The following is a 24,133-nucleotide window of genomic DNA, read 5'->3' on the forward strand; positions in this document are numbered from 1 at the left end:
CAACATCCTTTAGTTCATCTATCCATTAGCGTTTCAAAAGGGCTTAAGAGTTACGACTTTCGGCACCATATTAAAGCCAATGGCCGAAAATCCGGTACTTTAAATGGGAAGTCAAAACTTTCAATATTAGGTTTAATGATCTCTGATGACTTGTTAACAAAGTCGGCAATTGTTGGCAGCTCTTTTTGTAGATCCACTGGCTCAGCTTTCTCTCTATTCTCTCTCGGAGCCAGCTGATTAAGTGTTTGGATTAACTCCCAGTCCCGTAAAAATCTCCAGTCTGATGTTTCTCTTTGTTGAAGCCCAACCACGGCTTGGCGCATATAACCGGAACGCTCAGTCACGCTATCAAAAACCTGAAAAACGATAATAGGGGCCTCTAATTCACTGATGCAGGCCAACGAAACGGGCTGCTCTAATGCAATTTTTAGGGACTTATCAAAGACTTTATGTCCGACGCCAATAATATTCTCTGCTGTTTTTCCGCCCGGAACATCTCGGTCAAACAACATGTTCTCATATTTTCGCCGAATACCCAGTTCATCCAACCACTCATCAGGGGTTTTAAATGTCAGGCCGGTATCCGTCGTTAATGGCCGCCGTCTATGAATAGTCAGCATGTTTTCAAAGTATTTTTTAAGCTCGGGCAGATCGACATTCGGAACATCTTTTAAGCCGGACAAATCGAAACGTGTCGCGTGGCCTACAAGCGCTTTAGCCGTGTCTATTACAGACCTTCCTCCAAGGGTTTCTGTCGTGTTATCAAACCAGCTATCAAGGCGTTCTGACTTAAGGCTACCGGATTGACTGAAAAGCTCGTTAAAAACAGAGGTGTCTGACATTCCGAGAACCAGCTGCAGAAGATCTTCTGGCTCGTCCATGGCTCCAGACAGTGCAGTGGTAATGCGTGCAAGTTTTTCATTCAACAAGTCCCATATTCGGGATTCGACCGTATCAGGGTTACGCAGAGAGATAACATCAACCGGATGCTGCTGGCCATACCGATTAAGACGCCCAACCCTCTGATGCAGGCGCATCGGGTTCCACGGCAGATCGACATGGATCAGCGAGTAACATTTATCCTGCAGATCAATGCCTTCGCCACCTGCTTCAGTCGAGATCAGGAAGCGAACCTTGCCTTCATTAAAGCGATCTGCCGCATCGCCACGGGGTATGGAAAACCTTGCAGTATCACCGTCTGCAAGTTCAACATGCTCAAGCCGTTCATCACCATTGATAAAGGTGACACAATCATGGCCATATTTAGTCATCAGCGCAGACATCAGCATCGCTTGGGTGGTTTTATATTCTGTAAAAAACAGCACTTGACGGTCTTTGAAGCGTCCATCCAGAATTTCGAGTATTTTTTCGATCTTGGTTTCAGAGGTTACCTGTTCGGCAGCGGCAACCAAGGCTTCTAAATTTGGAATCTCTGACTCCATCAGGGACAAAGACGCCTCAGCAAGTTTAAGGTCAATCTCTTCTTCAAGATCACTCAACAACGGAGATTCGTTGTTTGCCTGAGATAACACAGATTTCAGGTCTACCGATAGGTTAATCTTACTCTGGAGCTGAACCCTTTCCGCACACAGCCTGCCAAGGCGACCTTTTAATGCCCCCCTAATTGCAGCAACAGAGCTTGAAGCAAGCTTTTGCATGGCAATCAACACAAGCATCACCTGACGACCTTCCTGAGCCGCAAGTGAAGTAGCATAGGCTTTACCGGTCTCAATAAAATCAGTCAGCAGTTCATAAAATTCGGCTTCTGCATACCGGTAGCTATAAGTTTCCTGAAAGGTATTGACAGGTTTGAACAGCTTATTACCCTGCATATCGGTTACAAGGCTTTTGTTATTTCTGATCAGAACCTCACTCAAATATTGAATCTGCAAATCATCCTCTTTTTTAGGATCAAATAGATCAGGTCTGAGCAGTTTCAACAGCGACCAGAAACCAAAGGACTTACCCCTATGCGGCGTCCCACTAAAAAAGATACAGGATTCGACTTTATCCTGTTGAATCAGCCGCTCAACAAAGCGATACCCCAGCGTAGAGCCGCTGGTTTCATCGGCATTTAAGTGATGCGCCTCATCAACAATCACCATATCCCAAGGCTCGGCTTCCAACATACGCTCATGACGGCCATGCTTATCGGCTCGCAAAGTGGGCAAAGAGGCCACAACCTGGTTATGCGTATTCCAGAAATCTGATTTTTGCGTGTCTGCTTCGCTTGTATACCGCGCCAGCCTGATATCAAACATCTCTCTCAGCCGTACTTGCCACTGCTCGACTAAGGACGCTGGGCACAGTACCAGAAGTCGCCGCACCAAACCTTTCGAGAGAAGTGGCCAGAGAATAAGCCCCGCTTCAACGGTCTTACCAAGGCCAACATCATCCGCAACCAGGTAGCGAATAGGCCACTGCCGCGAGACCTTATGGCACACCCAAAGCTGATGGGGCAATAGTGATATCCGGGAGCGTGAGAACACCCCCCAAGCATCATTCACAGAATGAATAGCCGCAGCCTGGCACTTTGTAATTACTTTTAGAGGGTCATGCCACTCTCCCTTCGAGACAGCAGCATCCAAGCTTATACTGAGCGATAATGAATCGATACTGCACTCTTCCAAACCATGCTCGAAGCGAACAATGGCAGATTTTTCTTTGGCAAATTCAACAGTACCGGGACCATAGCGCTTATGAATGATGCCGTCACCAGAGTTCAGAGAACGCACTTCAGTAGGCGCAGTCATAGCAATACCTCGTCTTCAGGTAGCTTGCAGCCAATGAGTTCCTCTTGAAGCCATTGATCCTCCGCTACGATTCTTAACGGAATATCATAGTCACCATAAAACGTCGCCTTATCATTGCCGATCTTCTCTTCGATAAACTGAGCAATCATGGGTGAACGCTGGTGACGCAGCACGTCTTCTGATAGATCACAGCCCATCTCAGCCAGCAAAAGGCGTACTTTTTTATAAGGTACATACGCATGTTCACGCAGATAGGGCGTATCGATGACGTTATTACGGATCAGCTCCCTGACAACAAAATTGGCTCCTATACCGAGCGTATTACGAAGTGGAGAGGCTATAATTCCGCCACCCTGCTGATCGGTATCCGCTGAAGGCGTCAGCGCTTTTGCCAGATCAAATGGTTTCTGATAGCGCTCAAAACCCAAAAATAGTTCAGCGTAATCATCTAGCCTGCGCGATAGTTTGTAGATAATTGGGAAACGTGCCATCCAATACTCATAGCTTTGTTCATCGACTTGCTCTCCAATGAACTGATCCAAAACCTTCATCCAGTCTTTAAAGCGTTCCTCTGGATGTGTAGCAGTAAATACTTCCCACCATCCCCGGTGTTGGCAAGTCTCAATAAAGCCCCGGTGTTGAGAAGGCTTCATTCTTCCCATGGTATGAAAGCCACCTAGCAGAAGCAGCGTTAGCCATGAGGAACGATTATAATCACCCAGATCATCATCCAAGTAATTGGTTTTATGGGTATTTGGGAAAGTTTCTCTCTGGTAATCCTTCAAATACTGGTGTCTATGCTCGCCCCACCAGTGATAAATATTGTTGAGGGTTTCAGCGGCATCTATAGGCTTATGAGATTGAGGCTGAATATCATAAAACTCTGGCACTGTACGGAATTGCCATTTAATTTCCTCAGCCGTTTTCAATACCTTATAAATCAAGGTGCTGCGGCTTTCGTCATCCCAGTCTGATAGCAATTCTGAGTCATCACTTATCTCCGCCAGCCAAGTGCCATTAAGCCCTCGATGATGTAAAAGCTCAGTGACTTGACGTGCCAATTCACCCTTGATTAAGTAGTGCAAAGCGGCAACACGGCGGTTGTTACCTTCTGCCTGCAAAACCCAATCTTTAAGTTTTTCTGCCGGAGCATTCATTTTTTCCCGGCATAGCTGGAAAAATGCTCTGGCGTTTGCGCCATAATCATCTGACAGGCGGTAATCTGAGGGTGCAAAGCCCCAACGAAGCGCCTCATCGCCCTCTTGCTTGTGGAGCAGCAGGTTCTGAGCCTTGGTTTTTTGCCCCTTCTGATTGCGGAACATTAACTCGTGAGCTATTTCGGAAAACTTTTCAAAATCTTTTATCTGATCGGCAGGAGCATCAGCCTCTTGCCACGTCTTTAAGGTTGAAGCATTCAGTACGCTGCCCAGCTTTTCTGCGTCAGATGGCGAAATCTCTAAAGCGTCCGTTGAACTGACCAAAGAGGACAAGTTGACCGTCATCCACTGTGTGGAGGTTGACGCAAACTCAGGCACAACTAACTTGAGCCAAGTTGACCGTTCTTCTGTTATTGCCATGTTCGCATCAAGCATACCTTGAAAACAGGGTATATCTGCCACCACCGAAAATAGCGCATTTTGGTTTAGAGCACCTTTTAATACGTATCGGACATCTCCAGAGCGAATGCACCGCCCGTATTCTCCTGCCAGACCATTGGGAACAGCCCGCTGCTGAGTGGCCAGTTTGTGTAAGCCTCCTTTCAGAATCGTTTCCGCAATGATTCTGACACCGGACTCTTTAGACAGTCGTGGCAGCCTGGAAAATATGACTTTCCACAGTGAGTTCCAAAACTGATAGCGCGTAATATCTGAGTTCAGATTGAAAACCGATACCAGTTGCGGCCATTGCTCTTCCACAGCCTGATAAAGATGATCCAGTGATTCAGATAACTGCTGACCAATCAATTCAGCACGCTGTGTGTTTGCAGCAGCATCAGCAGATAATCGGGATCTGCCCGCATCAATCTCGAACATGGCGTTTATGGCAAATCCGAGATAATCCCTCTCTTTTAAAGGCGCTGTCACCCAAAGACTTGGTATTTTTTCCGGTAGTACCTGAAAGCCATCAGGCCCGAATGGGATAATAATATCGCTATCTTTTAACGTAATTTTCAAGGCTGATAGGTGACCTGACGGTAAGTCGATACGCCCGAAAGTTAAACGCTGACAATCCAGTACAGGTTTAGCGTCCCAGACCACTCTTTGCGTCTGTCCTGCGCTATCGCAGAGTTCAAGTGTATTAATCTTTCGGGCAAAAGCGACTAAAAGCCCAGCAACTGCTTTAAACGGTTTGATCAGCTCACAACCCTTGTGATCATCAACCAGTGGAAGATGAAGCCCTGTACCTGGCCATTGATTCTGGCGGTGCAGTTCAGCCATCCGGTACCTTAAGGTCTGGCTTGCCGGATTATTTGTTGGGGTGGGTAATAGCCCTCCGGTTATTTCAGCCTGCAAACGACCGCTGACAATTGTAGGGCGCTCCGATATCAACCAAACGCTCTTAAAGCCCAGGCCAAATTTGCCTGTGACACCCTCTTCTTTATCTGAGGCTGACAAAATCAGCATATTTTCCAGATCACGATCAAAGCCTTTATCTCTTCTGAGATCAGCATTGTTGCCAAACTGATTGATGGCACGCCCCCAGTGGATAAACACCAGTGAGTCCTGAGCAATATCAATCACCAGCTTGCGGATAGGGTCTGCGGAAACTTGTCCCTGACTGTGACGGTCTTCGATAATCAGCTCTAAATCTTGGAGGGCGTCGTCAGCATTCTGGAAAAGCTCGAAGGGAATATTTTCCGGTTGATATTGAAAATCGCCCACTTTTCTGCGAACTGATTCAAGAATAGCCTGCTGAGCTGTTTCGTCAGACTCGATAATCTGCTTTATGTGCTGTAGAACCTGTTCATGCTTGGCTTTATAGATATCAGCTTCAGGCTTATCGGAAAACTCCTGCTCTTTTGTTTCAAAGTCTCGATACTGGGTAAGGTGATCGCTCAGGCTTGGGTGCTTGTGCGTGCCAAGCTGTTTAAGGTAGAAGGGAATATTTTTCAGAATTAACGCTTGAGCGAGCTTAATATCCACTTGGTCGGATTTACTGAGTTCTACCCAAAGCGAGTCTAGCTGCATCTTTTTCTGGTTATAGACTTCACGCAGCAAATATTCACTGGATTTCCGCAGAAGCTCGGATAGCTGTTCGTCTGATAACGTCTCTGATGAAACCTTTCGCAATTCCAGATCTACCTGATAGTCATCAGATTCATTTATTTTGTAGTACTTGGGCTTATCGATAAAGAGATTGGAGGGTTTGTCGTTGAGGGGAACTGTAATGGTCTCCCCCAGAATGGACAGAACTGCCTTCGATTCACCCGAATGCACTGTTACCGACATGCGGAATTTGTCGATAGCCTCTTCAAGCGAGTCACCATATAGCCAGCAATACGCACCATGTTCTATATCCTCCGGTATCGTCCATGGAATCTGCTTGATCAGCCATTCTCTGGAGTGTTGCCCCAAGTGTTCATCGCATAGCTGTTGAACACCATCATCACGCCCCAGTAACAACGTAAACAGTGCAGTAAGTGCAGAGGGTACTCTGCCGGTCCAGGGCTGAAAGTAATTACGCACAATATTGGCAGCAGCAGCCGGATCTCCTCGATTTGAGCTATACGCATTCGTTTTTGAGGCTGTGTGAGTGTCATCAGACTTAATAACTTTGGATAAAATTTGACCCTGTTTATAGTCCAACATACAGCCTGCACTGATGCCTTCAACACCGCTGACCAGATCCTCGCTGTCGCGCCATTGTTTATCCTGGGCAAAAAGCTTCAGGTTCTGCAAGAAATCACTGGCATGTGGTCGTTGGCTAAACGCCTTAAGATAAGCATTAAAGATCTGTAATGTGGTTTTATCGCTGCGCTCAAGGCTGGCCAGCCAGTTCATTATTTCAACCAGCACCTCAATCTCAGTACCTTTGTTTAGCGCGTTAAACAAAGGCATCAGATCGGGCTTTTCGTAGCACTCATTTGCTGACAGTGTGAACAATAGCTGCCAGCCGGGATGGTTATAGGCTGAAAGAGTTTGTGCAGACTGTTGCAGTTCATCGTTATCAGCAATACTGATTCCACCCAGCCAATAGGGCTTAAGCACACCCATAACGCTGGCGAGCTTTGCAACGCCTTCGGAGCCCGTTGCAAAAAACGCATCTCTGGCCCTGCTGTAATATGCATGGGTTTTGAAATTATCGGAAAGCGCTGTTTCAAGTGAAAAGCTTCCGGGTATCTTAGCCTGCACCGATTCCAGTTCAGCAGTTGCTGCCGGTAAATACACAATATCCTTCGGCGCGACCAGATCTCCTTCAGTCGTGGTAATCCATGCCGTCGCCTTGATTTTTTGTTCAACCTCCCATGCTGGCTGTTGCTCAAGTTGATGCAAGCTTTCTAAGATATCCATCACCTTGCGCCAAACACTAATGGTTTGTGTATTGCTGAGTAGGATCTGGATATGGGCATTTTCATCCAGTGGCGGCAATAGATTTTTCTGGCGCTGGGCTAAGGCCGGATCAGCACTAGGAAAGATAAGGTCGATATTTTGCAGTAGCTTCTGATCAACAGATTGAGAGTCATCGGTGAAATAAACGTTCTGAGCATCACCCGGTACCGGCTTATTGTGGTGGCTCCAGTGAAAAGGAGCTTTGATCCAGAGTTGATCATCTTTGATTGCACTAAGTATTTGCTCACATTCTTCACGATCAAACAGATCAGCATCAATCGATGAAAAGCCTTGCTGACAGAGATCTTCGATAACATCCGCTGCCCGAATCTCTTTAATACCAACCTTGCGGGCTTTATCACGGGCAAGGCTATCAGCAACACCACTATCAATAAGGTTCCACGGGTTTTCCTCATCATCAACCAACTGAGACCAAAGCTTTAACCAAACAGGGTGTTGCTCATCGCCTAAGATCCACAGTGAATCGTTAACGGATTCAAAATGCGCCTGACTGGTATGTAGCAGGAAGCGTAGCCCCTGAATCTCAATATCACCTTCGGGCATTCCAAGCTTACTAGCCAAAGATGCACGCACTTTGCTATCACCTAACGTTCTGGACTTGGTGCCAAGAGAGCCCAATACGGCGTTGCTGTTACAGGGCTGCAGCTTTTCCTCAAAGATTAGCTTGGCCTTATCTGCATTAATGATAAGAACGCGATCATCGGGCAATACCTGCTGCAAATCTGTAGCCAAACCTAAACGTTCATTTGGTGTTACACCTGGGCTATAACCAAACAGCAGCGCATTATTTTTGGCTTCAGCCAGTTTGCTAGGTGAAATGGCTAACGAGGCTTTTGCTTTGCAGTCATAGGCTTCCAATATATTCAGGCGGGCGCAACGTTGGATTAAAGCGGGACGATCTTCTGCTTTCACGCCTTTGATGATTTGCTCTGACAGATCCAGAGTGGATTTGTAGCTGTAACCTTTTTCTGAGCTGAAGTGATTCAGTGCATCATCTACTTTGCATAGAAGCTCATAGGCGTCGCCCACCGATAGCTCGCCGCCCTTCCACTCTGAAGGGTAGAAGCGTTTTGGAATCAAGACGGTATCAATGCCTGACTGCATCAACTGCTTAATCAGTAGATCAGGCAAATTGTCATTGATACAAAAACAGTGGTTTTCAACGAAGTGAGAAACGATGTCACAAACAAGCTTCTGGTTCCTGCCAAGACCTGCTTCCCCATAGCGCATCAGACCTTCTTTAAAGATATTTCTAAGCAGGCTATTCACTGACCCCACGTTCAAAAACGGCCCCGCTGATTGCGCCAGGAATTGGGTAAAATAATCCAGAAGTTTCCCATCTGAAAATAGTTCGGGGTTGACGCGCTTAAATAAACGCAGAAGGTCTGCCTCACTCCACTGAGCCTCTTGCTTGTGGTGTATCACATTCGGCGAATCTAATAGGGTAAGATGATAATCTTCAGCAATATCATCGAGGGTTGTAAACAGCCGCCAAGGTCTTTCGCTGTCTTTTTCTGGTGGTGACGGAAGTGATAGGACAGGCTTGTTGCTGGGTCTTAAAACCCACCCAGCACTATTTTTTCGGAGCTCTCTAATCCAGCAGTTTTTCAGCGTGATCTGTTCACGGAAACGTTTAACCCAGGATATCAGCCCTAAACCACGAGAGAGTTCTGTACAAGCTTTATCAGTCAGTCGCTGATCACGGCAGAAAGCATCCAAGGCAGGTAATAGCAGCGGTAGGACGGCATGATTAAGCAGCTCCTGATTCCAGGCCCGACGCAGAGCTTCCTCATTGTCAAGTTCAATTGGAGCATACTGATTCAAACTATCTCGTCCATGGATGCCTTGCCGACCAGCATCAATAAAGAAGTAACCATGCAGCGTCAGTCGAAAATGATAGTCGCCATTAATAGTCACTGTTTCAGCTGCATGTTTTTCATCAAGTGGCAGAAATACAGACCAGTTGGCCGTCAGTCTTCCCCTTCCGGCTATTCGGGAAAAGAATACGGTGCCGTGAGGCTTCGCTTTATCCTTGGCCTCCTGCTCGCGCCCTAAGGTTCCCCGAACATAGCTACTGGGCCAAAATTCATTATTGTGCAGTTCGGTCAGCCTTTGAGACCACCCAAAATGCTCAAACCCCTGAAAAGCCATTGTCTGTTTGTTTTTACCATTGAGAACCTCGACACGTCCCTTGATATTCTGGTGGCGAATAGCCCCGACACTGTCTTCCGAATGAATCATACTTATTAGGGGCGGGCGTGCAGTGTTTTCCCCCAGTGCTACCTCAAATTTGATCTTACAATCCCCGGAATTATCAAACTGCCAAAATGAAATCCTTTCGAGAGTGCGTAGCATTGGAAGTAAAGCTGCAATCTTGACAGGAAGCATTTCGTCATCAAGAAAGTTGAGCAGTGATTTATCGTCGCCGGGGAACTCTGAAACAATCGCTCCAGAATGCTCGCCATTTGGTAATTCAAGGTGTGATTTCTGGCGCAGGGGCAACCATAGTATGAAACAGTGTTCCACCGATTTAGCTATTTTGTCAGTTATACAAGATAGGCTCTGTCGCATGAGTTGAGCGTCATTGTCTGAAAAAATATCCCACTCTCTATGCAGGCTATCCATGTCCTCGGGGCCACTCCAAGGATTCAAGACTTCTGCATAAGACCTGTCACCATCATGGGCTAAAAAGAAAAAGGCTTCACAAAAGTGGAACACGCTTTTCATTCCGAGACCGAACTTACCAATACTCGATTGGTCTGCGGCTTTCGCATTTTGGCCAAAGGACCGAATCCCTCGGGCATCCGTCGCTTTGAACTCACCGTTGTTAATCAGAAATAAACCAGGACCTTGTAACAAAGGATGGGCGGCATTTTTTAAGCCAGGAGACAAGCCGTAGTGCAACTCTGTGGCAGGAGCATCATCCGTGTTCTGAATAAGCTCTTTCAGGACTGGAAATCCTGTTTGGTAACGATCACGTAAGTTGTCAGCAATCAGATTAATAAACTGAATGGGGTCTTGTATGAATCCTGACATGTTATATTCCTTGTATGGTTAATTCCGTTCCATTTCAGGGTAAATTGGAGGCCCACCCTCAACGGCCATTGAGGGTCTTTATGCAGTAGCTCGATTGTGCGCCGGCTCCTCTTGCGAGAGACCGATAACAAGTGGGTAGCGCTGCATAACTCCGAAGCAATAACTCGAACAGTCATTGGGGCCTCGAGCCCGCATAGCAAGGCAGAGTCAGCTTATTATGATGAATACGGAAAGTCACATTGAAATCAACGTCGGTGTTGATGTCGGTAAGTCGAAACTTGATATAGTCCTTCATCCATTAGATCTCCATTTCTCAATACCCAACGATGATGAACATATTCAAAAGATCGTTCAGGTTCTTAAAACTCATCAGGTTAAACGTATCGTAACCGAAGCTACCGGGCGTTACGAGCACGCTTTTGTCTTTGCCTTGTTAGTATGGCCGCTTCAGAGCCAGACGTTATTTTTTGGTATTTGGTTGGGTTCCGAAAAATAACCTTGGCTCGTCAGTAAAAACCAGCAGCGTCATAATCGCAATTACCCGAAATATTAAGAGTAACCAACGTTTTAATTGAGTCACCTGGAACCATAACAAAGTACATTTTGCTCCCCACATGCTGCCAGAACTCGGCCTCTCGTACATATTTTTTGGCTTTTTGGATAGCGACGCTTTCAGGTAATTGGGCTTTAGTTAGTGCAGAACACAGCAGTTTTGAGCACAAAGCCTTCCAAGGATGCTTAGGTACGCCGTCGAAAGCCGTTCCTCGAATCTTTCTAGCGCATGACGCGTCACCACGACAGGTCCAATGTTCGGAACGTTGATGACCTCATCGATTTCTCTCACGGTAGCATTATCGACGCTGTATTCTTCGAAGGAATGTGAGAGCCAATCTTCCCGTTTTTCTACCGAGATCTGTGCTTCCTGGTATCGAGTGAGCAAAAACCTAGTCAGGCTGTAAAGTGAATGCTGAGTTGAGCGTTGCTTCTGTAACTTTTTGATGGCTCCTTTACTGACCCGGATTTGAAGGCCATTGCCGCTTCGGTTACTCCCCATCACCTCTTTCACTGACAGTAGGTGATGAATAGCATAGAGCTCAGCTGCAATTGGCTTTTGCTGCTCAGGTAGCTTGTCGTATTGCTCACCTAAATCGACCTTGAGCTCACCACCTCTTCGAAGGCCGGTCTTCCAGTAAACCGTAAACTCACCATCAGACTGCTTTGTTAACAGGGTTAATACCATCATGTTTGTTTCTCCTATTGGTTATCTTTTTTTCATTCTCCATGTTTTTTCAAATATGCAAGGCGCAAAAAAAGGGGCCGAAGCCCCTTGGATCAGATATGAACTTTAGGAAAGCCCATGGCACCGTAAACATTCAGCACATCATTCCAATCCCAACTTTTCACGCCGAGTGACGTTGGTATCGGAGGGATCAACACTTGTGTCAGAATGCCTTTCTGCCAGGCTTTTTTCTTGAGTTCATTCGCTGCATTCAGGCCGGTCTCAGAGAGATCGTGATCTGCCCAGATGTACAGCATTTTCACATTACTTGGTGGTTCAAACCTAGCCAGTAGGGTTGCATTCACAACCGACCAACATGTTTGCCCCGTAGCTCTGGTAACCGCTAAAGCTGTTTCGATGCCTTCAGACACACCTAGTACCTCACCAGGCTCACCTATAGGAATGGCACCACCTGTGATTGTTCTGTCACTTGGTATCGGCATCATCTTTTTAGGCTTTTCAACCGGCGCTTTGAATCCATCTTCACTTAGGTAGATCCGATGAAACGTGGCCGAACGCCCTTGCTGAGTAACGATTTTACCTAGCAGCGCTGGGTAGCTATCGATAAACAGACCATCTTCATCATGGTAAGGCAAGTTTGGATGAAACCTCAGCACCGAATCCCATTCAGGACGAAGCCGCGTAACAATGCCACGACGATGCAAGTAGTTCCAAACCGGTTGCGCACGAGTATCTGCAAGGGATAACGTTTCTCCCCAGGTTTGATTCAAGCGATGGATAATCGCTTTGTCCTCTTCCCGCTTTTTAGTCTTCCAGTCAACAGCGTTACTCGGTATTGCCCGAGTTGGTACTTGTCCGGGTTGAATACCTAGAACTTGGCCGATTGCTTCAATAGACTGAGCAAAGTTCCATCCATTAATCCAAGACAACAGTTCAAAGCCATCATGAAAGATACCGCAGGTATTACAAACGCCACCACCGGTATATTCAGCATCTTTGAACAGCCTAAAGCCATCACGACCGCCATGAACAGGGCAAGCCACATGACGGCCTTTTCGAGCAATAGCGGCATCAAGTTCTGGCACCAATGCCGCCAAGACTTGAAGCCATTGGCCATTGAGATATGGCCTTACTGTGTCAATTTGTAAAGGTAACGCCATATAACCTCCTTAAGTAAAATGCCGACTCCTACCACAGGAGGTAAAAGTCGGCTTGGGTCCTGCATTAGCCGTTCGGTTAATGCAGGAGCGTTAGTCAAGCTGGATACCATGTCGTCTTAATAGCCACATGATGGAATCACGAAGCACATCAGGATCGACAACCGCAGCCATCGCGCAAACACGAAAGCAAAATGGCGCTATTTCGTCATTTTGAATCCACGACAACACATCCTTGCGCAATCGAGTACTGACACGACCGTCCAGCAATACACGGATTGCATCCAATAGAATGCCTTCGCGTAACTGCCAGATTTCCGTGTCAGACCAAGTGACTGGGGCATCATCAAACTCAAATAGAAATTCGAGCTGTGATGATGTGTGTTGATGGGACTGCTTTTGTGATTTAGGAGAATGGGCAATGCGCCCATTCATTAAAGATAACCGCGTTCAGCAAGCGAAACGCAGCCCTCGGATGCGACCACGACATGGTCAAGCGTTCGAATATCAACAAGTGACAAGGCGTCACGGAGTCGATGAGTGATGCGTTTATCAGCTTCACTAGGCTCAGGATCACCCGATGGATGGTTATGAACCAGTATCACTGCTGCCGCATTAAGCTCTAGCGCACGCTTTGTTACTTCCCTTGGATACACGCTCGCCGCATCTAAAGTGCCTTTGAACAGCTCCTCAAATCGAATAACGCGATGCTTTGTATCAAGAAACAGCACGCCAAAGACTTCGTGCTCATACTCGTGCATCAGTGTTTGCAGGTATGAGAACGCCGACGATGGCTGTTCAATTTTGCGACCTTTACTCAATCGACCACGAGCAAGCTTGAGCGCCATATCTAATATATCCGCTTCGGTCACCTGCTCAGGAACGATGTAAGTACCGGCTTCTTCGCCAGCTAAGAACTTTCTGTTTTTCATAGGAGTCTCCAAAAAAAACGGAGACGAACCCATGCCCTGACGGGGGACGGAATCGTCCCCGCAGGGTGGTAAAGTTGATGTGGTTACTGAACTAACAGTTGTTGTGTTACTTCGAATAACTCACGCTTCAGATCTTTGACGTCGTTAATCACGATGCTTTGAGGAAAGAATTTCTCAACACTGCGTGTTTGAATCCCGATCCCCAGCAGCTCAAAGCCACTTCGTCTGCAACGGTCAACAATGTCATGCGTAGCAGCCCAGTTATCTGGGTCACCATCGGTTAGCACTATCATTAGCTTTCGCTTCTGTTTTTGTGCCAACAAACTGCTTGCCGCAAACCACATAGCTTGTGCCATAGGCGTACAACCTCGTGGTTTTTGGTCAAAACAGGCGGCCCGATGTCGAACCGATTGTTTGGGCAATAACGCGATAGAAACTTCCTGATGAATACCAGGAAAATAACTGACCGCAGGTACAACACCCGGTATACCTTCCAATGCCATGGCCAAAGCCAAAGCGGCTTCATTGGCAACATGAAAGTACTTGCGATTACCTTCGCCAATGGGTTTACCCATTGAACCCGATATATCAACAAGCAAGTGCACAGCAGCATTGGGCGCAATGCGAGGTTGCCTTTGAATAAACAATCTCGACTCACCTGCTTGTGAAGCGGCAAGACGATGGGTTGCAACTCGAAGACCGTGCCTTTTGGCATGATTCCGATTGTCCTGACTGGACTGAACCATGCCCCTAAGTCGGGCTCGAATTTGAGCGGACTCCGACGCTGATAAGGTCAAAATGGCCTCATCACCCAACATAGCTTGCTCTGCTTGGGGCAAACTGAGTGGAGTGACGCCCTGATGTCCTTCAGCTTGTTCCGACAACACTTCTGCCACTTGGGCAAAGGTATCGGGTTCAAACTGAGCGGCTCTGGCCTCTAAGGCTTGTCGTAAATTGTCAGCTTGATCAGAGTTATCTGAATCACCCGTTTCAGCAAAATCCCCCGTTGCAGACGAGTCTGTTTCTGAGGTTTGACTATCACTACTGTTATTGCTGTCATTACTCGCATCTTGTCCAATGTCATTACCGCTATCAGCATCAGACTCATCCTGTGGTGGACGAGATTCTTCTTCCAACATGGCAACGATGGCATCGACAAGTTTTAGCACTTCACCCGTAGACGCCAGGCTAGGCACTGCTGTCAGCATGGCGCTTAACCGGCTCATCGCTGCGGCAGGAAAGAGTTGTCTCACTCTTTCATCGACTGCTTGATACAAAGGCGTCAGCGCTTTCTGGCCCAGAAAATGGCATCTCAAGCGGAACAACAACCATGCTTGCAAGTTAGATGCAGGCTCAGGCTGTTCAGGTACACACATTTGATGTGTGTCCACCATGTACTCAATCACTTGCGAAATACTGCGCCTGGTTCCGGGGTAATCCTTTGCCAATTCGTTTTCAATGCGAACATCCTCAATAATATTGAGAAGTGCCTTACGGATCGGTTTGGACGACGCCTTCTGCACCATGTCAAAATTGGTATGCCGAATATGCGCCGCTTCATGAGCCAGGTAACCCCAAGCTATCTGTTGATAGTGTGGGTCGTCTGGGTTTGCTGTTGGGATCACAATCCGCTCACCATCGGTAAACGCATCTTGTCCTTGAATAAGCACCTTCACACCAAACTTTTCGCCATAAGCGGCGGCAACGATTGGCAGTGCGTTTTTTAATGGATGATTCATGGGAGTCTCCTAATCATTAGGGGGAATACTCCCTCAGCAGGAGCGTTTCCCCGCTGGGAATGTAAGTGTTTAAACCTGTGCTTTTAGCTTATCAAGGTCGTATTTTTGACCTAACCAAGCCACCAATTGAGCTGGACTTTCATGCTGCTCAAATGACGTTTTAAGCTGGTCTAAACTCAGGATGTCATCCAATGTCAGACCGTACTGGTCTTGTAACTGAGTAGACACCTCGTGTTGATATTGCAGCCAAGCTCGCTCATGAGCGGTTTGCTGCAATGCCATGTTTGGAACAAATACCATGGCCGTTACCCAAGCTCCTTGTGCGTCCGCATCTACGATCAGCACTGGGTTCTCGGGGATCACGACACTATGTGTTGAGTAAGACCGTTGTACTAACGTTCGACAACACGCCACTTCTGGTATCGATTCACTTTCAACAGCATCAGTCACACCACGAAAATGCGGTTCAAACTGGTTCAGTTGGCTGGGGTTATGGATGGTTGATTGCATAATTTCCTCTTACTTAGTTCAGAGGACATGCGCCCTTCAGGGCAACATGCCCTCAAGGACGTTAAAAATAAAATGAGTTTGGTACAGTCGAGCCAAGGTTTGGTCTGACGGTTGCTTGGGGTATTGCACGCAAGTTATCTGCCTGAGCAGATACTGGCTGTGCGGGTTTAGGTTCAGGTTTGGGCATCAGTTGCCTGATATCCAATTGACCTTCACCGTGCATTCTCATCTTGTCTGGATCAGACAAAATTAAAATGGTCGCCATCAGTTCGTGATAAAGATTGTCTGTCACAGGGCCGGTCTTCGGCAGACGAACAAATAAATTGTCCATCGCTTCAACCATCGGCTGAACTCGATGATCCAGGAATGACAAACTATCCAACTTGTCTCTTAACCGTTTGAGAGGATTAAGGGCTCGCTGGCTGATTTGATTCTTACCTGCAACGGAACGCTCAAACAGTTCGTTGGCATCACGGGCCACCTCCCTAAAGAGGGTGTGTCCCATGCCATTGACCTTGTCATCTAAGCCACCAGCTTGGTCAGCCGGTTGCATTCGATAGATGGCATAATCGAACTGAAGCCGTTGTTCCACGTCTTCGATGGGTGACAGTGCACGCCGGATTGCATCTGCAAATTCCGGGTGTTTTGCAACCCAGTCAAAAGTCACCTGATCATAGTTGTCCAAGAACAACTGCTTGCACTGCGCAAACTCCTGACCGATCCGGTCAAGCTCTGGAACAATCTGATCAATTCGGTCTTCAGGGACGGCATAGCCACCTAAAAACCGCACACCGACTTGCTCACACAAGCGCTGTGCTTCTTTCTTAAGCCGTTCAAAGTTCGCCAATGCCTCTGGGTCGCAAATTTTTTTACTCCCTAAGCTGGCAACATCCTTCGGTGGAAGTTGGCTTCCATTGGCTAATCTGAAATCTTCAGGCCTTAGTTTTTTTCTACCGCTCCAGATGGAACAGTCGATGTGACAAATCAAAAGTTTGTCGAGGGTTTGAATACTCATAGTGCATCCTCATGCGAGATGGGGACACACCACTCCCAACAGGAGCAATGGCCCCCGCTTGGGTGGTAGTAGTTGACGCGCTAATGGCAATACCGCTATCAGAAATAGTAATTTTGCGAATCAGGCGACGATTGGTTGATATCGATTTTCACAGGCATTAAGTCCAGTGCTTCAGCTATCGGGCGAACCCGCTCTAAATCACTGCCTAGCAACCGCAATACATCTTTTTCCAACTTCAGTTGGTCAGATACTTCTATCCCTTCAGGACTCGCTACTGTGAGCGAACACAGTGGTGGTAATTGACGCTTAAAGGCCAGTAACAGCAACAATGGCCATGGGCCATCATCAGTGTTAACAATGCCAGCGCCTTCACCTGACACCATGCTGATTTGATTGGTACTAGGTAATCCGCTTTTGCAAAACCCTAATGACCATTCTCCAATCCTGACCTGGTTATCATCAATAACAGCCAAGCCATAGGCTTCAAGCAGCTTTGCCATATCGAACAACGCTTTTTGCGCCAGCGAGATTTGGCCATTGACGTCCTTGCGAGTACGAAACTCCCAACTGACGTTATTGGCACACGCGACGCTATCTAGCGCATTTGAGAGTTCAAATGGCCGCCCTTGATGATCAATGCCGACTTGTCCAACCAATCGATAACCCTTGTTGATTTTCTCATTGATTCGTCGGTCTGCCTCAGTGTTAGGATCAGTCGAATCAATCAATCGCTGCTGCGACAATTGACCTGCTTTTCCAAACCGAACTTCAATCTCCTGGTTATCTGATCCAACGTAAATGGCCCATTCTTTGGCTGTCCCATCAGAATGACTGTAACGGTAAAGAGCAAAGCACTTTTCCATCATCAATCCTCCCAATGGTCACCGAAGACATCAGCGGCAATACGGTGAATGGCTTCTCGTTGCTCCAACTCAGCACGAGCCGTCAAAGACCGAACCAGTGCATACTCCACTGCGTTTGGAGCACCTTTAAAAGCAAGTGTTAACTTTGCCCAGCGCACCAAGGTCCTTGTGGACATGGTGATACTAAGCTCTGCACCGCCATCAGCGCCCCCAATAAAAAGACGACGGATGTCACCAGCCACTTTCACCATTTTTTGGCGAAAGACTTCTGGCAAGCCCGGCGCAACGTTCTCCAGAATGGCCTCCTCTACAGATGGCTCTGCATAGGTCGCTTCAATAATTCTAAAGCGATCAAGGAAAGCCAAATTCTGTTGAAGCACACCTTGATACAAGCTCGTCTGGTCACCGCTGCCCGCACTGTTGCCGGTTGCGATAAAACGAAACTTGTTATGTGGCATGATGATCTCACCGCCATTTTGTGCGATGACCAACGGGGCACCTTCCAAAATGTCATTGAGTCCAGCCAGTTCAGCAGGCTCAGCAAGATCCATTTCATTAATGATCAGCAAATGGCCATGCTTTACAGCCAGCGCCAGCGGTCCATATACAAAGGTCATGTTGCCATTAACCAGTGTGTGGTGACCGATAAGATCGGACAACTCCAATCGACCATGCGCAGTAATTTGCTGAACAGGCCAATTCAATCGAGAAGCCACTTGGCAAATTAGCGATGTCTTACCGCATCCAGTAGGGCCTGTAATATACAAACCGTCACCGTCTGGGTTAGACAAGAACGCCAATACGTCACGTAAGTCTTCTTTTCTAAAAAAATACTCGTCCTTGCGAACGGGAATGTTTGGATGGGTAGTGTCGGCACCAAATCCTTCCAGAACGAAAGCATCAGGAGCCGGGACATTAAACGCTTGATTCACTTGAACCAAAAATGGGGATTGTTCAGTCATGGTAAACCTCATCTATTGTAACGAGGCCCCATGCCCCAACAGGGACTGAAGTCCCCGTCGGGTGGTGTGTTGATTGTGGTATGGCTGTGTATGTAAGAGTTCAGCTCGCTCTATCATTCGTACCCAGCATTGGCTACGAGTGAAACTGCTTTCTGATACACTCGATGTAAGCGCATGAGAAAGGAGCCGAAATCGGCTCCAAGTGAACGTTAAAAATAAAATGAGCTCGGCGAGTCACCTGGCAGAACCAAGTTCTCTTGCTCAAGGCTGATTTTGATTGGTGTTTCAACGGGCTGCTCTGGCTTATTGGTGCTGATGCGCAACCGCTCTTGTGGCGCTTTTCGGTAAGCGGCTAAAACCTGTTCGTCCAGCTCGCCTAATTTATCGGTGGCCAATTGCTTGTAGTCCACCGTGCCCGCCATCATGTAGCGGCTGAGTTTGACCCCAGCATAGTCGGCATGAGCGTAGTTACCCATCATAGCGACCAATTTTGACTGAGCGTCTCGCATTTCCTCTTTCAAAGATTTAATGTGATTCTCCAGTCGAACAACTTCGGCATGTGCTGAACAATATTGCCGAGACAGCGATGTCCAGCGGTATTGGGCTTCACCCTTGGGAACAAAACAATCTTGCTCAGGGCATTTTGACGGTTCTTTTTTAGTCTGAACTAACTCCCAAAACTGAAGCGCCGTTTCTTGCAATTCAGTTAAGAACGCCGCGTCTCGTTGTATTTCAAACTCAATCAGTTGATCCTCAAAATAGAATACCAACCAACCACGCGTGCTATTGGCGACCAGTATTTGATGCTGTACTTGCACCCAATACAACTGGTACGCCTCGCTTTGTTCTCGGTGAGCTTGCACATCCTCAAAAACTGACTGGCAAGGACATTTCAGTTCAACGGGTTCGCCCGCATCGTTGATGCCATCAAAGCTGGCTCGAAAAATTGCGTTATGATCGGCTTCTGCACATAACGGCAGAAGAAAGTCATTATGCGCATTCTCAAATGCTCGCCTTGCTTGAGGCTCCAACCGTATACCGCGAAGCACATTAGGATTATTCGACAGGTCTTCTGGTAATACGAATCCGGTTTTTTCTGCCCATAATCGCCAAGGCGTTTTGTAGGGTGAACGCCCCATAATAATCGGGGCTTCAGATGCCGTAACACCTGCAATGCGCCACTGGTGCCATGCAGGAGTACGTTGTGATAGGTCGATAACCTTCATATTGCCTCCTTTGAGGGGAGACTCCCCCTGAAGGAGAGAACTCCCCTTCAGGGTTAGTAAAATGAATGCGTGGTGTTAAGAAGCTAAAGGCTGTGTTAGCGCTTTGGCTGCTTGTTGCTGTGCATTCAATATTTCTTGTTTCGCAAACGTCAGTTCAACACCTTGAAAATGTTCATTGGCGTATTCCAATGCGCTATTCCAAGCGTTTGAAGCTTCTGCCCGTTCGATAAGCTTGTAAACAAGCCCTCGGGTTCGATCATCAACTTGCTCGGGTGGAATCACCGATGGCTCGGCAACATGAGTGGCTTGGCCTTCGATAATTCGCTCCGCTTCGTCTTGATCGAAAATTCCCACAAAGCCAAAAGCAATGCGGGAACACTGGATCATGGATTTATGCCTTAGCATTCGCTTCGTGTGCGTCTGCCATGGACCATCTACACGGTAAGGGCCATTTTTACCATTACCTTCAAAAGGCGGTCGATAGACTTCATCCAGGTACTCAGTGATTTTGACTGGGTGCGAACGGTCGCGCCGGTAGATGATGCATTCCATCCATTCCGGGCATTCTTTCGCGCCATCCAGGGAGACTTTGTTTTCTGAAGTCTTAAACTCCATGCCATCAAACTGGTCATGTTGATTGATGATGCGAGACCATCCATCGACACCTACCACTGGGATAATCCCAGCTTGTTTATCAGGGAACGCAAAAATCTCTTTGGTGAAAGGGTTCAAGCCGTACTGATCTGCAACCACCAAAAGCGCCATCATCTGCTCATTGGTCGGCACACTACCGTCACGTTGCTTGAATGCTGTTGCTTTTAGGGTATCGAACAACTTGTTTGGATCGACACTAAAGCGCTCAGCAAAGCGTTGGATTAGCTTTGGTTTTTCCATTTTGGACTCCGACAATCAAAGTGGGAGTCTGCCCCTGACGGGAAAGTACTCCCCGCTGGGTTAAAGCGTTTTCGCTCGGTTAAAAATCTGGTTCAGGATAAGTTTGTGCCCAATTAGCTTGGGAGCCCGCATCATCCGCCGCTGATGGCTCAGATGCTTTGTTCACACTATCAAGAAGCAGAAACTCGTCCGCGTCCACTTCGGTCAATCGATGCTTAATACCATCTTTCTCCCATGAGCGCGTGCGCTGAGGCCCTTGTACAAAAAGCTTCGCTCCTTTTTGGATTAAATCTTTTGCCCTTAGCCCTAACTTAAATCCACCACGATCTCGAAAAACGACCCGATGCCATTCTGTATGCTCTTTGAGCTCATTGGATTGACGGTCGCGCCATTTTTCAGAAGTGGCCAGTGAAATACTGGTCACTAAATCACCTGATGGATAGGCTCGCATCTCTGGCTCAGAGCCAACGTAGCCTATGAGTGTTACTTGGTTTTTCATGATGTTCTCCTCGTCTTAGTTGAACTCTGTGCACACAGTCGTTTCTGCCCGGCTGGGCAAAGAAGACTGACGGCGCAGATAGGTTGGTATTTCGAGTAAAGCCATGTCGTACTGATTTGGCTCTTTATAAAACGCAGATGTCAAACGGGGCATACCAGGAGCTTTAGGCACTGCCATTGGACGACGTTTTGGTGTTGGTGTGAGCAATCGCTTGATTTGAGTAAGTACAAATCGAAACGGGCGCACGCTTTGACGAGCAACCAATCGCAAAAGCGACCAGCTCAGTTTTGCAAGCAACATAATGCCTGCGATTTGGATAATAAATCCGAAGATATATTCCATTGGTGACTCCTTATGTTGGTTTTGAAGGAGTCACCCCCAACTGGGGAAAACTCCCCTAGTTGGGTGGTGAAAAGGCGAACCGTAAGGAACGCATGGTTGAGCATGTAAGAACATGCAGGCTATTTGTTTAAGGAGGCTAGCTACCTCTTAGTACCACTGAGAATACTCAGCGGCGGGCTTCCTTTGAGCTCATGCTCTCAGGCGCAGATATCACTGAAACAGATCAGCAATATTTGATAGTCAGTGTAACCGTCTTATCCAGACAGGATAGTTAGAAAGATGCTCAATTCTTCCACCTAGCTGAAAGGCCATTACCTCACAGATGATTAGGCTAGGGGCTGATTATTGTCATATCAGGAGCAAACTTATGGCCCAAGCAAAACCCAATTACTCAAAACCCATCTTTGAACAATCATTCACAATTAACAGCTTACAGGCGCAACGTGTCGTTGACCGTGTTTTTAAACGGACGGTCAGTGCGCTTTACGGTATCGATGTCATCCTGCGCATTATTGGCGATGAGGACGAAATTGATGAAGTGGAACAGATCATTAGCCAGTTGATCGAGGATTGCTCCAAAGCGATAAACAGCGAAAAAGCTCGTTTGGACAAACTGATGGAATCCAATGGCATCGATGAGGTCCCCCACTACACCGGCCCAATTACTTTCAATGCCAGAATAAGCTCGCCTCAGGTTGGCCAGTTTGTCGGCTTAGTTCGCAAACTCGATGCGTTGATGATCTCAATGGACACACTCTGGTTATCTAGCGTGCTTAGCAACAAGCAACGTGTTGATGGCAACTACGCATGGCAACAGCGCATTATCAAACTTGCACGACGCATTATTGATATCGAAATTCGAGCACGAAAATCAGCCCAAGCTAAGGGTAAAGAAGCAGAAGTTGAGCAAGCGGTGCCTTCAACCGATGACGATATCACTGAAGAGGAAACAGATACCCCCGCCAACTAGCCAACTGGGCTCCCATCAACCAGCCCCTCTCGAAGGGGCTCTTCATCTTGCTGTATTTTCTATCAAAATCATTAAAATGAATTTAACTGTCATTTTTGGTCAATCTACATGAATAGAACTAATTTTCTCGTTACCTTCTTAATAGCGTTGTTCGCTATTCCTGCATTTGCAGAACATCCAGCATCGTTCAGCCAGGCAAAACGATTTGCCCGAGAAATCTACCAAGACAACCAGAGTACGTTTTACTGTGGATGTAGCTATAACAATGATGGTGCGATTGATGCTGCATCTTGCGGCTATGAACCAAGGAAGCAACCGAAACGAGGAGAACGCTTAGAGTGGGAGCACGTTGTCTCAGTTTGGGAAATTGGCCATCAACGCCAATGCTGGCAAAACGGCGGACGTCGGAACTGCGAAAAGAATGATCCTGAGTTTTCTAAAATGGTGTCGGATCTTCATAACCTCGTACCATCTGTAGGTGAAGTACCTGTCAAGACTATTAGTGGGCATTTTTTTGCAGCCCTTTAAATGACTACCTTCTGTCCATTTAACCCTTACTCGGCTCTGAAGGTGCTAATCGGTGTGCTAAGATCAACTGATCGTCACAGAAGGAGATCAATGGAATGGGATACTGGACTAGATGCAGGGCTAAGGGCTGCTACTCTCAAATTTACATTCAAGAGGTGACTCCACCGGGTGAGACCAGATCTAGACCATTACCTTTTGATGATGAGGATTTATCGGTCTGTCATCTAGATCACTGTTCTGGAGTACCAGCAACTAAACTCCCAATTAAATGCTGTTACTGCCACAGAAGGTATACAACGACTAGCGCTGGGATTTACCGTTGTCAGAATCCTCGTTGTAAAGAGCAGTTCAGAGTTTCAATCGAAGACGGTGTAGCCACTGTTCACAGATATTCGTACTAAATTACCAAAGACTAATGGAACCTAGTTGAACAGCAAGCACAATACCTAACAGATGGATGCTGACACCATTGGTAACGCTCACTTTTGGCGATGTGCTCGTTACCCAAAGTACCAAGTATCACAAAGAAACCAAGACTTGATCTTCCTACGCATAATAAACTAAAACTTATGTTCAAATTACGCCAGTTTTTTCATGATATCTCAAATGCATGCTTTTATACGAACATTAACAAAGTAAAGGGGCTTGCTTTTTACTTGTCAAGATTTCCCGTAACTGAGCTAATCCATAGGTTTCTAATTTAGCAAAATTACTAACTCACTATTGTCCAAAAACGAGTTTTTCCGACCGTCAGCTCCTCGCTCATAGCTTTCTATTCGATGAAGTCCAACCCTAATCATCGAAACTGTAAGATCAGATATGAGCTACTACAAACACATCTGTTACAAAATAGTCGCAGTTAATTCAATGCATATTTATTATTTTTTATATGCTCC

Annotated in this window: 18 protein-coding genes; 3 read left to right on the forward strand and 15 right to left on the reverse strand. The window is 46.9% G+C overall.

Going from position 1 to position 24,133, the window contains the following annotated elements; translation table 11 throughout:
* Window positions 1-50: 50 nt before the first annotated feature.
* On the reverse strand, window positions 51-2,753 hold the full coding sequence (locus KO512_RS05645; protein ID WP_215951355.1) for a DEAD/DEAH box helicase: 2,703 nt from the start codon (window positions 2,751-2,753) through the stop codon (window positions 51-53).
* Window positions 2,750-10,360, reverse strand: coding sequence for a sacsin N-terminal ATP-binding-like domain-containing protein (locus KO512_RS05650; RefSeq protein WP_215951356.1), 7,611 nt, complete (start codon window positions 10,358-10,360; stop codon window positions 2,750-2,752). The genes KO512_RS05645 and KO512_RS05650 overlap by 4 nt, the downstream gene beginning before the upstream one ends.
* Window positions 10,361-10,577: 217 nt before the next feature.
* Between KO512_RS05650 and KO512_RS05655 the strand changes: the two genes are divergently transcribed.
* Window positions 10,578-10,856 (forward strand): IS110 family transposase, encoded by a 279-nt coding sequence (locus tag KO512_RS05655; RefSeq protein WP_215951357.1) that lies wholly within the window; start codon window positions 10,578-10,580, stop codon window positions 10,854-10,856.
* Window positions 10,857-11,051: 195 nt separating this feature from the next.
* Here KO512_RS05655 and KO512_RS05660 read toward each other — a convergent pair whose 3' ends face one another.
* The 13 genes from KO512_RS05660 to KO512_RS05720 form a co-directional block, all read right to left on the reverse strand.
* Window positions 11,052-11,603, reverse strand: coding sequence for a hypothetical protein (locus KO512_RS05660; protein WP_436792269.1), 552 nt, complete (start codon window positions 11,601-11,603; stop codon window positions 11,052-11,054).
* A gap of 89 nt (window positions 11,604-11,692) precedes the next feature.
* Window positions 11,693-12,760, reverse strand: coding sequence for a DUF7146 domain-containing protein (locus KO512_RS05665; protein ID WP_215951358.1), 1,068 nt, complete (start codon window positions 12,758-12,760; stop codon window positions 11,693-11,695).
* 90 nt (window positions 12,761-12,850) lie between these two features.
* Complete coding sequence (locus KO512_RS05670) at window positions 12,851-13,192, reverse strand: plasmid-related protein (protein WP_215951359.1); 342 nt, start codon at window positions 13,190-13,192, stop codon at window positions 12,851-12,853.
* Window positions 13,192-13,689 carry a RadC family protein gene (gene radC, locus KO512_RS05675; RefSeq protein WP_000797298.1) on the reverse strand — a complete coding sequence of 166 codons (498 nt, stop codon included), beginning with the start codon at window positions 13,687-13,689 and terminating at the stop codon, window positions 13,192-13,194. Before radC ends, KO512_RS05670 begins: the two co-directional genes overlap by 1 nt.
* Before the next feature lie 83 nt (window positions 13,690-13,772).
* Window positions 13,773-15,428: a VWA domain-containing protein gene (locus tag KO512_RS05680; RefSeq protein WP_215951360.1), complete on the reverse strand. Its 1,656-nt coding sequence runs from the start codon at window positions 15,426-15,428 to the stop codon at window positions 13,773-13,775.
* 69 nt (window positions 15,429-15,497) lie between these two features.
* Window positions 15,498-15,938, reverse strand: a complete 441-nt coding sequence (locus KO512_RS05685; RefSeq protein ID WP_215951361.1) for a hypothetical protein — start codon at window positions 15,936-15,938, stop codon at window positions 15,498-15,500.
* A gap of 61 nt (window positions 15,939-15,999) precedes the next feature.
* On the reverse strand, window positions 16,000-16,953 hold the full coding sequence (locus KO512_RS05690; protein WP_215951362.1) for a DUF3150 domain-containing protein: 954 nt from the start codon (window positions 16,951-16,953) through the stop codon (window positions 16,000-16,002).
* 98 nt (window positions 16,954-17,051) lie between these two features.
* The gene (locus KO512_RS05695) at window positions 17,052-17,819 is read right to left on the reverse strand and encodes a hypothetical protein (RefSeq protein ID WP_215951363.1); all 768 of its coding nucleotides are present in this window, start codon (window positions 17,817-17,819) and stop codon (window positions 17,052-17,054) included.
* Window positions 17,819-18,778 (reverse strand): AAA family ATPase, encoded by a 960-nt coding sequence (locus KO512_RS05700; protein WP_215951364.1) that lies wholly within the window; start codon window positions 18,776-18,778, stop codon window positions 17,819-17,821. The genes KO512_RS05695 and KO512_RS05700 overlap by 1 nt, the downstream gene beginning before the upstream one ends.
* Before the next feature lie 209 nt (window positions 18,779-18,987).
* Complete coding sequence (locus KO512_RS05705) at window positions 18,988-20,004, reverse strand: YqaJ viral recombinase family protein (protein ID WP_000862954.1); 1,017 nt, start codon at window positions 20,002-20,004, stop codon at window positions 18,988-18,990.
* Window positions 20,005-20,079: 75 nt separating this feature from the next.
* Entirely contained in the window at window positions 20,080-20,898 is an 819-nt protein-coding gene (bet, locus tag KO512_RS05710; RefSeq protein WP_215951365.1) for a phage recombination protein Bet, read from the reverse strand.
* Window positions 20,899-20,977: 79 nt separating this feature from the next.
* On the reverse strand, window positions 20,978-21,397 hold the full coding sequence (locus KO512_RS05715) for a single-stranded DNA-binding protein (protein WP_215951366.1): 420 nt from the start codon (window positions 21,395-21,397) through the stop codon (window positions 20,978-20,980).
* Window positions 21,398-21,412: 15 nt separating this feature from the next.
* Window positions 21,413-21,739 carry a plasmid-related protein gene (locus KO512_RS05720; RefSeq protein WP_215951367.1) on the reverse strand — a complete coding sequence of 109 codons (327 nt, stop codon included), beginning with the start codon at window positions 21,737-21,739 and terminating at the stop codon, window positions 21,413-21,415.
* Window positions 21,740-22,106: 367 nt separating this feature from the next.
* Between KO512_RS05720 and KO512_RS05725 the strand changes: the two genes are divergently transcribed.
* A complete protein-coding gene (locus KO512_RS05725; RefSeq protein ID WP_215951368.1) occupies window positions 22,107-22,709 on the forward strand; it encodes a hypothetical protein in 603 nt (200 codons plus the stop codon).
* Window positions 22,710-22,817: 108 nt separating this feature from the next.
* On the forward strand, window positions 22,818-23,237 hold the full coding sequence (locus KO512_RS05730) for an endonuclease (protein ID WP_252734842.1): 420 nt from the start codon (window positions 22,818-22,820) through the stop codon (window positions 23,235-23,237).
* The last annotated feature ends 896 nt before the right edge of the window (window positions 23,238-24,133 follow it).

It is taken from the genome of Amphritea atlantica, from assembly GCF_018860855.1.
GTDB classification, from domain to species: domain Bacteria; phylum Pseudomonadota; class Gammaproteobacteria; order Pseudomonadales; family Balneatricaceae; genus Amphritea; species Amphritea atlantica_A.

Bases quoted from the DNA above. Each gene is read 5' to 3' on its own strand.
- KO512_RS05725 (WP_215951368.1), top strand. From the start codon at position 22,107: ATGGCCCAAGCAAAACCCAATTACTCAAAACCCATCTTTGAACAATCA.
- bet (WP_215951365.1), bottom strand. From the start codon at position 20,898: ATGGAAAAACCAAAGCTAATCCAACGCTTTGCTGAGCGCTTTAGTGTC.
- KO512_RS05695 (WP_215951363.1), bottom strand. From the start codon at position 17,819: ATGATGGAAAAGTGCTTTGCTCTTTACCGTTACAGTCATTCTGATGGG.
- KO512_RS05720 (WP_215951367.1), bottom strand. From the start codon at position 21,739: ATGGAATATATCTTCGGATTTATTATCCAAATCGCAGGCATTATGTTG.
- KO512_RS05660 (WP_436792269.1), bottom strand. From the start codon at position 11,603: ATGATGGTATTAACCCTGTTAACAAAGCAGTCTGATGGTGAGTTTACG.
- KO512_RS05715 (WP_215951366.1), bottom strand. From the start codon at position 21,397: ATGAAAAACCAAGTAACACTCATAGGCTACGTTGGCTCTGAGCCAGAG.
- KO512_RS05690 (WP_215951362.1), bottom strand. From the start codon at position 16,953: ATGAGTATTCAAACCCTCGACAAACTTTTGATTTGTCACATCGACTGT.
- KO512_RS05685 (WP_215951361.1), bottom strand. From the start codon at position 15,938: ATGCAATCAACCATCCATAACCCCAGCCAACTGAACCAGTTTGAACCG.
- KO512_RS05700 (WP_215951364.1), bottom strand. From the start codon at position 18,778: ATGACTGAACAATCCCCATTTTTGGTTCAAGTGAATCAAGCGTTTAAT.
- KO512_RS05670 (WP_215951359.1), bottom strand. From the start codon at position 13,192: ATGAATGGGCGCATTGCCCATTCTCCTAAATCACAAAAGCAGTCCCAT.
- KO512_RS05665 (WP_215951358.1), bottom strand. From the start codon at position 12,760: ATGGCGTTACCTTTACAAATTGACACAGTAAGGCCATATCTCAATGGC.
- KO512_RS05655 (WP_215951357.1), top strand. From the start codon at position 10,578: ATGATGAATACGGAAAGTCACATTGAAATCAACGTCGGTGTTGATGTC.
- radC (WP_000797298.1), bottom strand. From the start codon at position 13,689: ATGAAAAACAGAAAGTTCTTAGCTGGCGAAGAAGCCGGTACTTACATC.
- KO512_RS05645 (WP_215951355.1), bottom strand. From the start codon at position 2,753: ATGACTGCGCCTACTGAAGTGCGTTCTCTGAACTCTGGTGACGGCATC.
- KO512_RS05650 (WP_215951356.1), bottom strand. From the start codon at position 10,360: ATGTCAGGATTCATACAAGACCCCATTCAGTTTATTAATCTGATTGCT.
- KO512_RS05680 (WP_215951360.1), bottom strand. From the start codon at position 15,428: ATGAATCATCCATTAAAAAACGCACTGCCAATCGTTGCCGCCGCTTAT.
- KO512_RS05730 (WP_252734842.1), top strand. From the start codon at position 22,818: ATGAATAGAACTAATTTTCTCGTTACCTTCTTAATAGCGTTGTTCGCT.
- KO512_RS05705 (WP_000862954.1), bottom strand. From the start codon at position 20,004: ATGAAGGTTATCGACCTATCACAACGTACTCCTGCATGGCACCAGTGG.